General features: G+C 35.4%; 11 protein-coding genes. 7 read left to right on the top strand and 4 right to left on the bottom strand.

The window, feature by feature from the left end:
• Positions 1-219: 219 nt before the first annotated feature.
• From RMR09_RS05870 to purU, 3 genes are all read left to right on the top strand, one after another.
• Entirely contained in the window at positions 220-1,236 is a 1,017-nt protein-coding gene (locus tag RMR09_RS05870; RefSeq protein ID WP_310594867.1) for a glutamine synthetase beta-grasp domain-containing protein, read from the top strand.
• Positions 1,237-1,350: 114 nt separating this feature from the next.
• Positions 1,351-1,911 (top strand): DUF1543 domain-containing protein, encoded by a 561-nt coding sequence (locus RMR09_RS05865; protein WP_310594866.1) that lies wholly within the window; start codon positions 1,351-1,353, stop codon positions 1,909-1,911.
• 121 nt (positions 1,912-2,032) lie between these two features.
• Positions 2,033-2,887 carry a formyltetrahydrofolate deformylase gene (gene purU / locus RMR09_RS05860; RefSeq protein WP_310594865.1) on the top strand — a complete coding sequence of 285 codons (855 nt, stop codon included), beginning with the start codon at positions 2,033-2,035 and terminating at the stop codon, positions 2,885-2,887.
• Positions 2,888-3,050: 163 nt separating this feature from the next.
• Here the strand turns inward: purU and RMR09_RS05855 are convergent, their stop codons facing one another.
• The 3 genes from RMR09_RS05855 to prfA all read right to left on the bottom strand — a co-directional run bounded on the left by RMR09_RS05855 (position 3,051) and on the right by prfA (position 5,847).
• Complete coding sequence (locus tag RMR09_RS05855) at positions 3,051-3,836, bottom strand: alpha/beta hydrolase (RefSeq protein ID WP_310594864.1); 786 nt, start codon at positions 3,834-3,836, stop codon at positions 3,051-3,053.
• A 37-nt stretch (positions 3,837-3,873) separates the two neighbouring features.
• A complete protein-coding gene (gene pyrF / locus RMR09_RS05850; protein WP_310594863.1) occupies positions 3,874-4,686 on the bottom strand; it encodes an orotidine-5'-phosphate decarboxylase in 813 nt (270 codons plus the stop codon).
• 84 nt (positions 4,687-4,770) lie between these two features.
• Positions 4,771-5,847 carry a peptide chain release factor 1 gene (prfA, locus tag RMR09_RS05845; protein WP_310594862.1) on the bottom strand — a complete coding sequence of 359 codons (1,077 nt, stop codon included), beginning with the start codon at positions 5,845-5,847 and terminating at the stop codon, positions 4,771-4,773.
• Positions 5,848-6,057: 210 nt separating this feature from the next.
• Here prfA and RMR09_RS05840 point away from each other — a divergent pair, with 210 nt between their 5' ends.
• The 3 genes from RMR09_RS05840 (at position 6,058) to RMR09_RS05830 (ending at position 9,711) form a co-directional block, all read left to right on the top strand.
• Positions 6,058-6,531 carry a DUF6265 family protein gene (locus tag RMR09_RS05840; RefSeq protein WP_310594861.1) on the top strand — a complete coding sequence of 158 codons (474 nt, stop codon included), beginning with the start codon at positions 6,058-6,060 and terminating at the stop codon, positions 6,529-6,531.
• A gap of 197 nt (positions 6,532-6,728) precedes the next feature.
• Complete coding sequence (locus RMR09_RS05835; RefSeq protein ID WP_310594860.1) at positions 6,729-9,107, top strand: TonB-dependent receptor; 2,379 nt, start codon at positions 6,729-6,731, stop codon at positions 9,105-9,107.
• Positions 9,108-9,159: 52 nt separating this feature from the next.
• Entirely contained in the window at positions 9,160-9,711 is a 552-nt protein-coding gene (locus RMR09_RS05830; protein WP_310594859.1) for a PepSY-associated TM helix domain-containing protein, read from the top strand.
• 71 nt (positions 9,712-9,782) lie between these two features.
• Here the strand turns inward: RMR09_RS05830 and RMR09_RS05825 are convergent, their stop codons facing one another.
• The gene (locus tag RMR09_RS05825; protein ID WP_310594858.1) at positions 9,783-12,416 is read right to left on the bottom strand and encodes a valine--tRNA ligase; all 2,634 of its coding nucleotides are present in this window, start codon (positions 12,414-12,416) and stop codon (positions 9,783-9,785) included.
• Positions 12,417-12,634: 218 nt separating this feature from the next.
• On the opposite strand from RMR09_RS05825, the gene RMR09_RS05820 reads away from it, so the two are divergent.
• Positions 12,635-13,018, top strand: coding sequence for a DUF1573 domain-containing protein (locus tag RMR09_RS05820; protein WP_310594857.1), 384 nt, complete (start codon positions 12,635-12,637; stop codon positions 13,016-13,018).
• Positions 13,019-13,025: the final 7 nt, after the last annotated feature.

Here is a 13,025-nt window from a genome sequence, read left to right as displayed (position 1 = left end):
GATAAACAATAAAAAACAATTTAAAATCGAGAGAGACAATTGCGAAATTATTTTTTATTAGTTGAAAAAATTGTTTTTTTTTAAATATACCCCTCATAAAATGCAGTTCTGTGAAAAGTAACCTATTACAATATAAAAAACACCCCCTTTTTTTTTAGCACCGAAAAAATATTTTAAATTTGTACCAGAATTTGAATCACAAAATAAATTTATATTATCATGGCTAAAATTAAATTAGAGTACCTTTGGTTAGATGGTTACGAACCAACTCAAAATCTTAGAAGTAAAACTAAAGTAGAAGAGCACGAAAACTTTCAAGGAACTTTGGCAGAAATTGGAAACTGGTCATTTGACGGGTCTTCAACAAAACAAGCTGAAGGTGGATCTTCAGACTGTTTATTAGTACCAGTTGCAATCTATCCAGATCCAACTCGTGTTAATGGTTATTTAGTAATGTCAGAAGTTATGTATGCTGACGGAACTCCACACCCTTCTAATGGTAGAGCAACTATCGACGACGAGGATGATGATTTCTGGTTTGGTTTTGAGCAAGAATATTTCATCATGGATACTAAGACTTTATTGCCTTTAGGATTCCCTGTTGGAGGTTACCCTGCACCACAAGGTATGTACTACTGTTCAGTTGGTGGAAAAAACACTCACGGAAGAAAATTAGTTGAAGAGCATGCTGATTTATGTATTGCTGCTGGAATTAACTTCGAAGGTATTAACCAAGAAGTTGCTTGTGGACAATGGGAATTCCAATTGTTTGCTAAAGGAGCTAAAAAAGCAGGTGATGAAATCTGGGTTGCTAGATACTTATTAGATCGTTTGACTGAGAAATATGGTTACTATATTGAATACCACCCAAAACCACTTGGAGATACTGACTGGAATGGTTCTGGTATGCACGCTAACTTCTCTAATTCTGTTTTAAGAACTTGTGGAGATCAAGCTACTTACGAAAGAATCTGTGAGGCGTTCCGTCCTGTAACTAAAGAACACATTGCTGTTTATGGTGCTTACAACGACCAACGTTTGACAGGTAAACACGAAACTGCATCTATCCACGATTTCTCTTATGGAGTATCTGATAGAGGAGCTTCAATCCGTATCCCATTAATCACTGTTCAAAAAGGTTGGAAAGGTTGGTTAGAAGACAGAAGACCAGCTTCAAATGGAGATCCATACAAAATTGCTGCTAGAATTATCAAAACTGTAAAATCAGCTTTGTAATCTAATTCCAATTATATAAAATGAGTGCCTTCCAAAAGAAGGCACTTTTTTTGTGAATAAATATCAAAACACAAAGCCTTTTACATCCTATTTAAAATCCTTATTTTTGTCTTTATGACAGATACTTTAAAATTATATATGGTCATGTTGGGATGTACTCCCGAAGGCCGATATACCGAACAACACGATATTTTTTTTGGAATTGGAAATTCTTTAAAAGAATTAATTCCACAAATGAATGCTTTTTGGCCTGAAGCCAAAGGGAAAATTCATATTGACGCTTGGCGCGAAGTAACTACCGTTGCTAATTTTTCGATTACAATCGGAACTAAAGCAACAACAGCAACTAACGAAAACTTGTACTTCATTAATTTAGGAGGCTATAAAGAAAATGAATTCGAAGAATACCATTATAAAACATTGGCAGTAGCCGAGAGTTTAGGTTTAGCCTCTAAAGTAGCCAAAGCCACTACTTTTTATAAACACTTTAGTTTTGAAGGAGCTACATCTCACATTGATGATAAATATGGTATTGATGTAGATGATATTTATAATGTAGCGGATATTTTAGCACCAATTTTCAAAGAAAACTATTCAATCCAAATTACACCTTCTGAAGTGGCATTAAAAGAGGACCAACTTCACATTGGCTATTTAAAAATTGACAAAATTTAAACTCCATTTCTAAACAATTCCACTTCATATTGTTTTAAAAATGAGGTGATTCAATTGAAAAATAAGTTTAGTTTTGAAACGAGATTAACAAACAAAAAACTAGTTCCAAAAAACAAAACATATGCAACGAATTACAATACTTATTCACTGCGAAGACCAAAAATCAATTATTGCTACGGTGACTAACTATATTGCTTCGATTGATGGAAATATCACCTATCTAGACCAACATGTAGATGCCGATGAAAATGTATTCTTCATGCGTTTGGAATGTGAATTTAGTGCCAAAGACTGGAGTTTAGAATCGATTAAATCGCATTTCGAAACTCATTTGGCCAACCCATTCAATATGAATTGGGAAATATATCCTCAAGAACAGAAACCAAGAATGGCATTATTTATTTCTAAATACGACCATTGTTTGTATGATATTTTAGGGAGATATAGTGCAGGCGAATTGAATCTAGAAATTCCCTTAATTGTTAGTAATCACGAAGATTTAAAACCAGTTGCTGATCGTTTTGAAATCCCATTCGAATATGTGCCTTTTACCAAAGAAATTAAAGCACAAGGAGAACAGCAACAATTGGATTTATTAGCTAAGCACCAAATTGATTTTGTTGTATTGGCGCGTTATATGCAAATTATTACACCTAGTCTAATTACAGCTTATAAAAACAAGATTATTAATATTCACCATTCCTTTTTACCCGCATTTCCAGGGGCAAAACCCTACCATTCGGCTTTCAAACGTGGCGTAAAAATCATTGGAGCAACAAGCCATTATGTAACTGAAGAATTAGACGAAGGCCCAATCATCGAACAAGATATTACTCGAGTTTCTCACAGCCATTCCATTGAAGATTTCATTATGAAAGGACGGGATTTGGAGCGAATGGTTTTAGCAAGAGCTATCAAATTACATTCAGAACGCAAAACTATTGTGTACAATAACAAGACGGTAGTATTCTCATAAGAATTAAAAACTTAACGAATCACCAACAAACTAATAACAAAACCTTAACACAATTACTATCAATCATTTATGATATTTGCAGTGATAATAAACTGGTTATTTATTATTTTGGTTTTGGTTAGTTATGAAAATGCCGATAGCTTAAAAAGTTATCGGCATTTTTTTAATGATTTATTTTAATAAAGGAAAGTACCTCCGAATTAAATACAACAGGTTGTTCCACATTAACCACATGACCTGAGTTTTGTATCACACACAGTTTAGAGCTTCGATAATGACTCTCCACTACTTTTCGAACGGCAGGCAAAAACATATAATCTTCCTCACCCATTACATACAAGGTCGGAATATTCAATTCCACTTGACGAAACCATCGCAAAACAGGATTGATTTCAGCAGTCAATTTGAACCATTTGATAAATTCTTTTTGGTACAACTTCTTCGCTTCGTTAATAAAAAGGATTCGAGATTGCTTGTGGTTTTTATTAGGCATAATAACAAAGGCAAAAAAGCGGTATAAAATCAAATACGGTAAAACATATTTGAATGTATTTCCAACAACCATTAAAATTTGAGAACGGAAATTCATTTTTAAAATAGCGCCACCCATAATCATACTTTGCACGCGTTCTGGGTACATTTCAGCCAACTGGCGAATTAAGATAGTCCCTAACGAAATCCCAACAAAATGCGACTTCTCAATCTTTAAGTGATCCAAAACTTCCAAAATATCATTAGCCAAAGCCGAAAAAGTATATTTCTGTTTGAATGCCTTTTTTAATTTGGTTTGAGAAGCTCCATGACCCCTTAAATCCAATAACAATACATTGTACTCTTTTTGAAAATCACGAATTTGCTTGAACCAAATAGACGAACTACCTCCAGCCCCATGGACAAAAGTTACCCATTGGTTGCTATCTTTATTTTCGTAAATGGTATAATTAATCAAGGGGTCTTTTTTTGTAAATATAGAAATTTAAACTCTGTTAGCTCAAAATAGCCTGCATTTCTTGTTGTACTTGTAAAGCTTCGGCTCTTGCTTTTTCTGCAAAATCAGTCCCATTAGAAGCATAAATAATCGCTCTTGAAGAATTGATTAACAACCCTACATTAGCATTCATACCGTATTTACACACTTCTGACAAACTTCCTCCCTGCGCTCCTACTCCAGGAACTAACAAAAAGCTATCCGGAACAATTTTTCGAATCTCAGTAAAATATTCGGCTTTGGTAGCCCCAACCACATACATCAAATTATGACTGTTTTTCCAAGTTTTAGACGTTTCTAATACTTGCTTGTATAATTCCGTTCCATTCACATTCAAGGTTTGAAAATCGAAAGCTCCTTCGTTAGACGTCAAAGCTAACATAATGGTATGTTTGTCTTCAAAAGCTAAAAAAGGTTCTACTGAATCTTTCCCCATATACGGAGCCACGGTTACTGAATCAAAATTCAAATCCTCAAAAAAAGCTTTGGCATACATCGAAGACGTATTGCCAATATCGCCTCTCTTGGCATCAGCAATGGTAAAAATAGCAGGATAATTTTCGTTGATATAACCAATCGTTTTTTCTAAAGACAACCAACCTTTGATTCCGTAAGCCTCATAGAAAGCAGTATTAGGTTTGTAGGCTACCGCTAAATCATGCGTGGCATCAATAATGGCTTTATTGAATTCGAAAATTGGATCTTCGGTTGCCAATAAATGCTTCGGAATTTTATTCAAATCCACGTCCAAACCTACGCATAAGAATGATTTCTTCAATTGGATTTGGTCTATTAAGTGCTGTGTTGTCATTGTTGTGTGTTTATTTCAAAAAAAAATGCCGCACGCTATAATTTTAGGAGGGCATTTTTTATTTTATACTTTCATACTATTGAATTAAAAAACTTCGCTAGCTTCTTTCAATTTTTCTGTATTGTTCACCAATTGCAATTCGTCAACAATTTTCTGAATATCACCATTCATAATATTACCCAAATCATATAACGTCAACCCAATTCGGTGATCAGTTACACGACCTTGCGCATAATTATAGGTGCGAATTTTAGCCGAACGGTCACCCGAACTTACTTGAGAAGTACGTTTTGAAGCATCTTCTTCTTGCTTTTTAGCCAATTCCATTTCGTACAAACGAGAACGTAAAACCGTTAACGCCTTATCTTTATTCTTATGTTGTGATTTCTGATCTTGACACTGCGCCACCAAACCTGTTGGAATGTGTGTCAAACGTACCGCTGATTTAGTGGTATTTACAGATTGTCCTCCAGGTCCTGACGAACAGAAGAAATCCACACGAACATCATTCATATCAATTTGCACATCAAATTCTTCCGCTTCTGGCAAAACCATAACTGTCGCTGCCGATGTATGAACACGACCTTGCGTTTCCGTTTGTGGCACACGTTGCACACGGTGAACCCCTGCTTCAAACTTCAAAGTACCATACACATCTTCGCCAGTAACTTCAAAGATAACCTCTTTAAATCCTCCCGAAGTTCCTTCATTCATATCTACTACCGATGTCCTCCACCCTCTACCTTCACAATATTTAGTGTACATACGGAATAAATCACCAGCAAAAATACTCGCTTCGTCTCCACCAGTTCCAGCACGTACCTCCACCATCACATTCTTAGCATCTTCTGGGTCTTTAGGAATCAACATAAACTTGATTTCTTCCTCTAATTCTGGCAAACGTTCTTTCGCTTCGTCTAATTGCATTTTGGCCATTTCCACCATTTCAGCATCTGAACCGTCTGCAATAATTTCATTAGCCTCATCAATGTTAGCCATCAATAAAACATATTCATCGCGTTTCTCAGCCAAGGCTTTCAGGTTTTTATATTCCTGGTTCAATTGCACATAACGTTTCTGATCAGCAATCACATCGGGTTGAATAATCAAATCCGAAATCTCATCGAAACGCTGCTTAACTATCTGAAGTCTATCTAACATCTTATTTCTTTCCTTTATTTGGACGGCAAAAATACAAAAAAGATTGCAGAATTAATTTCCGAAATTCAGATTTTTTAGAAGCTCCTTCCAGCTGTCCGCTATATCTGTATCGGCGAACCCCGCCGCCACAGGATGCCGCTATCATCTGGGCTAATTCAAATCTTTTTCCTAATATTGTATTCGTTTCAAAACACTTTTAAATTATACAAAATGCGTCAATTATATCTCTTTTCAATAGTAAGTCTCCTGTTATTATCTTGTACTAATAGTCATAAAAACGACAAAATAAAAGCCTCCGAGTGGTTAATTGGAGATTGGAAAAACCAATCTGAAGAAGGAATTTTAAATGAAACTTGGTCCAAACCCAACGACAGTACTTTGGTAGCAGGTTCATTTTTTATTAAAGAAAAAGACACCTTACATTTTGAAAATATTGTTTTAAAAGAAAAAGAGGGCGAACTCATTTATGAAACCATTATAAAAGGACAAAATAATGACAAACCTATTCTATTTCCATTGCTATCCGAAACAGAAAACGAATTGGTTTTTGAAAACCTTAAAAACGACTATCCTCAAAAAATAAAATACCACCGCAATTCTAAAACAGCGATCACGATTTCAATTTCTGGAAATCTAGCTAAAAAAGTAGTTTCGGAACAGTTTAAAATGACCAAAACGAATTAAATAAATCGCTTTACTAGAATAACTATTCACACCTTGCCCTAGAAAAGCAAGGTTTTTTATTTCCTAAAAAACTGATTTTCAACAAACCAAAACCAAATTTAATATTATTATTAAGATTTAATCTAAATAAACTTTGATTATTCAAACAGCGCTTTTATATTTGCATCATTATTTTTATTTATTCCAAATAAACTATTATGATCGCACAAATTAAAGTTCTATTTTTATTATTTTTCATTTCCTTTTTAAGCACCGCTCAAGAAACAGGCTCTATTGAAGGAAAAATTATTTCTAAAGACGGCTTTCCTCTTTCAGGAGTAACCATCAAATTAGGCAAAAAAATCACTAGTTCCAAAACCGATGCTAATGGATTATTTCATTTCGACAATTTTCCTATTGGTATACACACCATAACCATTGATGCAGAAGGACTCAAAAGGCAAAGTCAAGAAATAAAAGTAGTCGCTAACGAAATTACGAGAGTCAGTTTCACTTTGGAAGAAGAAATGCAAACCTTAAAAGAAATCGTAATTGTCATTAAAGAAAGTCCAAATAAGAAAAAAGAAACGATTTTATCTGGATTAAACATCAAACCGATGGACTTACCACAAAGTATTCAAATTGTGAGTCAGGCTGTTATTACACAGCAACAAACGATTCGTTTAAGCGAAGTGGTTAAAAACGTAAATGGTGTTTATGTAGGTTCTGCAAGAGGAGGCGCTCAGGAATCCTTTTGGTCAAGAGGTTACGATATGACCGCTAATAATATGCTAAAAAATGGTTTTCGTCAAAATGGAGGTTCCATGCCCGAAATCGCTACTCTTGAAAAAGTAGAAGTACTCAAAGGAAGTGCCGCATTATTATTTGGAAATGTAACTCCTGGAGGAATTCTGAATATGGTAACTAAAACCCCTTCTTTTACTAAAGGTGGCGAAATCAATTTTCAAGCAGGAAGTTATTCATTTTACAAACCTACTTTGGATTTTTACGGTCCCCTTTCAAAAAAGATAGCTTATCGTTTTGTTGGCACCTATGAAAACTCTGGAAGTTTTAGAAATAATGTTACCCGAGACCGTGTATACTTGAATCCTTCGTTCTTGTATAAAGTAACTCCTAAAACCGACATCATTATTCAAGGAGATTACCTAAAAGACAATTGGACTCCTGATTTTGGAACAGGAGTAATTGGCCAAATTGTAGCCAATGTTCCAAGAGCAACCTATTTAGGGGCGCTTTGGTCCAACGGACAAACTAAGCAAGCCTCGCTTTCGGGATTAATCAAACATCAATTGAATTCAGATTGGAAACTAAGTTTCAATTCGTCATTTCAAAATTACGATAGAATTTCAATTGGAACAGAACGTATTTTACCTTTAGCTAATGGAGATTGGACGCGCCCCTTGGGACAAAATAAAGCTACCGAACAAATCATTGGTTCTCAAATTAACATTCAAGGTACTTTTACTACCGGGAAAATTAAACACCAAGTGTTTTCTGGCATCGATTCAGAAAACGCATTGGCACAAGCCTATACTTTTGTTTTCAACCCTGCTAATTATGACATTATCAATATTTTTGACGCTTCCAAATTCCTTACAAGAACAGATATCCCAACAGCAACAACTACTAAAATAGTCAAAACTACCACCAATCGTTTTGGAGCCTACGCTCAAGATTTATTGAGTGTAACCAAACAGTTTAAAGTTTTAGCTGGGATTCGTTGGTCTTGGCAAGAAGCAGTTGCCGACACCTACAATTTTTCTCCTCAAAATAGTACCGCCAAAGGAGATGCTATACAAAATAAGGCTTTTTCGCCTAAGCTAGGTTTGGTGTACCAACCCAATCCAAATACCTCTTTATTCAGTAGTTATTCTAACTCATTTATTCCAAATACCGGAGTTACCATTACTAATGAGCCTTTGAAACCCTCTTTAATTGACCAATACGAAATAGGAATCAAGAAAGATTTTTGGAAAGGAATCCTAAGTACCAACCTCACTTTGTACCAAATAACCAATAGTAATTTAGCCCAAACTGCCGAATTCAAGTCGGATGGAACAATCAACACCGATACGAATGTAAAAACCTTGAATGGTACAACCACTAGCAAAGGAATTGAAATTGACATCCAAGCCAAACCGGCTGAAGGGATAACCATTATGACGGGATATAGTTATAATGATATGCGCTATACAAAAACTACTGGAGTAACAGGTAGTTTTATCGAAGGAGATCGATTGGTAAGAACACCAGCACATACAGCAAACTTTAGCTTTTTCTATACTATCCCTTTTGGCAAACTAAAAGGCCTTTCATTAGGTTCTATGATGAATTATACAGGCGAGCGACTTGGAGGATACAATAACACCATTGGACAAACTATTCCTGACCGAACCATTCCTTTGAATGGCTATACTACTATTGATATATCTACAGGTTATACTTGGAAAAAATGGAGTATTTTATGCAAACTTTCGAACATCACAAATGAATTAAGCTATACGGTACATGAGAATTACAGCGTGAATCCAATTGCACCTCGTCAAATTTTATCCAGTTTAAAATACAAATTCTAATTAAACCTTTTTATATTCGCTTAGTCTATATATAAACCAAAAAACATATACTATGAAAAAAATCAATTGGAGAAACTTACACCGTGATTTAGGCTATTTTTACATCGGCTTAATTGTTTCTTTTGCCCTTTCAGGAATTATTCAAAACCACAGAAAAACTTGGCATCCTGAGAAATATACCGTTTCGACTAAAGCTGTAACCTATGCCCTTCCAAAAGAAGAAGCCTTATTAACCGAAGATTTTGCTAAAGACTTAGGTAAAAAATTAGGCATTGAAGATGAGTTCAGAAGATCTCGAGTAAAAGACGGAAAATTCCAAGTATCGTTTGAAAAAAATGATGTCGAATTTGACTTAGCAACCGGTAAAGGAGAAATTTCAAGTTTTGCTAAAACACCTTTTATCAATCATATTGTAGAATTACATAAAAGCAATTCGAACTTCTGGATTTACTATTCAGACATTTTTGCAATAAGCTTAATTACAATTGCTTTAACAGGAACTATTATGATCAAAGCGGGTAAATTCAGTTGGAAACAACGCGGTTGGAAACTAGCTGTTGCTGGAATTATTTTCCCTTTGATATTCTTATTTTTATTGAGTTAGTTTTAAATATAATTCACAAAAAAAATCCCGTTCTATATTAGAACGGGATTTTTTTATTTAAAAGTCAGAAGCTATTTCAAGCCAACCAAACTTTGCTCAATCGTTGCAATTTTTGCCAAAGCATCCGCTTCTTTCTTGCGTTCCATTTCGATTACTTTTTCTGGCGCACCAGCCACAAATTTTTCATTTGATAATTTACCTTGCACTGATTTTAAGAATCCTTTGGTATAGTTCAACTCTTCAGTCAATTTGGCAATTTCTTCTTCTACATTAATATTTCCGGTAATTGGAATAAAATACTCGTTTGATTTTACACGGAAAGACAACGCACCCTCCACTTTATCAGATACATAATCCAATGCACTGATATTACCTAACTTGCTTACTACCGTATCAAAATAAGTCGAAGCTTTGTCGTTATTCACCACTTTCAACTCAATCGTATCTTTGAATGGAATATTTTTGTCTTTACGAATCGTTCTAATGCCCGAAATCACCTCAATTGTGTTATCAAAATCAGTAATCAAACTCGCATTAAATGGTTTCATTGTTGGCCAAGTCGAAACAATCAACGCTTCTTCTTTGGTTCTTTCAGCCAATAACTGCCAAATTTCTTCGGTTAAGAACGGCATAAATGGATGCAATAATTTCAAGTTGTTTTCCAACATTTCAATGGCTTTCGCCAAAGTAACACTATCAATAGGTTGTTGGTACCCTGGTTTAATCATTTCTAAAAACCAAGAACAAAAATCGTCCCAAACGAGTTTGTAGATACCCATCAAAGCATCTGAAATTCTATATTTTTCAAAATTATCTTCAATTTCCAAAAGGGTTTGTTGCAATTTGGCTTCATACCATTCAATCGCAACTTTAGACGATTCGGGTTGCGGAATAGCATCCGAAACTTCCCAACCTTTAATCAATTTGAAAGCATTCCAAATTTTATTGGTAAACGCTTTTCCTTGGTTACACAATTCTTCGTCAAACATAATATCGTTTCCTGCCGAAGCACTCAACAACAAGCCTACACGAACACCATCCGCACCAAATTTATCAATCAAGTCCAAAGGATCAGGAGAATTTCCTAATGATTTAGACATTTTACGTCGTTGTTTATCACGAACTAAACCCGTTAAATACACATTTGTAAATGGCTTTTTACCTGTGTATTCGTAACCTGCAATTATCATTCGCGCTACCCAGAAAAACAAAATATCTGGACCTGTAACCAAATCATTCGTTGGATAATAGTACTTAAAATCTTCGTTTTCAGGATTCATAATACCGCCAAAAACTGCCATTGGCCACAACCAAGAAGAAAACCAAGTATCTAAAGCATCAACATCTTGTGTAAGTTTATCGGCTGTCAGTTGTGGGTTGTTGGTTCTTTGTTTTGCTAATTCAAGAGCATCTTCGATCGTTTCGGCAACTACAAAATCTTCTTTTCCGTCTCCATAGTAATAGGCTGGAATTTGTTGTCCCCACCACAATTGTCGCGAAATATTCCAATCGCGAATGTTATTTAACCAATGCGCATAGGTATTATCAAAACGTTTAGGGTGTAATTTGATTTCGCCATCTTCCAAAACCGCTTTGATGGCTGGTTTTACCAAATCCTCCATTTTCAAGAACCACTGGTCAGACAAACGAGGTTCGATTACCGCTTTGGTACGCTCCGAAGTTCCCACTTTATTTAAGTGAATTTCCGTTTTAGCCAATGCACCAACCGTTTCTAATTCTTTGGCAATTGCCTCACGAACCACAAAACGATCTTGCCCTTGGTAATGCAAACCAAAACTATTCAAAGTAGCATCTTCATTAAAAATATCGATGATTTCTAAATTGTGTTTTTCGCCCAAGGTTTTGTCATTCATATCGTGAGCAGGCGTCACTTTCAAACAACCCGTACCGAATTCCACATCTACATATTCGTCTTCAATAATTGGTACTACTCTACCACAAATAGGCACAATTGCTTTTTTATCTTTCAAATGAGCAAAACGCTCGTCGTTCGGGTTAATACAGATGGCAGTATCACCAAAAATAGTTTCAGGACGTGTGGTTGCCACTGTCAAGAAGTCTTCGCTTCCTTCGATTTTATAATTAAGGAAATACAATTTCCCTTGTTGCTCTACGTAAATTACTTCTTCGTCAGACAAAGTCGTTTTTGCTTCTGGATCCCAGTTGACCATTCGGTACCCGCGATAAATCAATCCTTTGTTATACAAATCCACAAACGAACGAATTACAGACGCTGACATATCTGGATCCATAGTGAACTTAGTTCGCTCCCAGTCACAGGAAGCTCCTAGTTTTTTCAATTGGTCCAAAATCACTCCGCCATATTTGTCCGTCCATTCCCAAGCGTGTGCCAAAAATTCCTCGCGAGTCAAATCATTTTTATTGATTCCTTCGGCTTTTAATTTGGCCACTACTTTGGCTTCGGTAGCAATAGAAGCATGATCCGTTCCTGGTACCCAACACGCATTCAAACCTTTCAAACGCGCTCTACGAATCAACACATCTTGAATAGTATTGTTCAACATATGTCCCATGTGCAACACTCCAGTTACATTGGGTGGAGGAATTACAATCGTATAAGGCGTTCTATGGTCGGGTTCTGAATGAAAATAATTATTTTTCATCCAGTAGTCGTACCATTTTTGTTCAATCGTTTTGGCTTCGAATTGTGCAGGAATTGTCATTGTATAGTAAATTCGTTTAATCGTTATTTTGGGTTATTTATAAATTGAATGCAATGTAGTATCAAAATCAGAAATAACACTTTGTCATTTGGCCTACATTTTGTGAGCCAAATAAGCAACAAAAGTAAATAATTAAGTACACTATAAAAAGCGAAATAAAAATTTGTAGAGTAAATAAAAGAAACTAACTTTACTAAACAATTAAATCATTTTTGAAAATGCAAAAAATAATCGCCCTCCTCCTATTCACATTGTTTAGCAACATCAGTTTTTCGCAATCTGCCAAAATTGAATTTTCAGCTAAAGAAAACACGATTGATTACGGAAAAGTAACTAAGGCTAGTGATTCTGGTATTCGTGTTTTTGAGTTTACCAATACTGGAGATGCTCCTTTAATAATAACCAATGTTCTTTCAACTTGTGGCTGTTTGATTCCTTCAAAACCTGAAGGGCCAATTCTTCCAGGTAAAAAAGGAAAAATCGAAGTCAAATACAATATGGCCATAGGACCTATTCGTAAAACAATAACCGTAGAAACAAATGCCGCCAATTACGAAGGCGGGAGGATTGCTCTAAAAATCAAAGGAGAAGTAACTGAGTAAGTACTTT

It is taken from the genome of Flavobacterium sp. (genome assembly GCF_031537875.1).
In the GTDB taxonomy this organism is placed as follows: Bacteria; Bacteroidota; Bacteroidia; order Flavobacteriales; family Flavobacteriaceae; genus Flavobacterium.
This window is presented reverse-complemented; position numbering and strand designations above follow the sequence as displayed.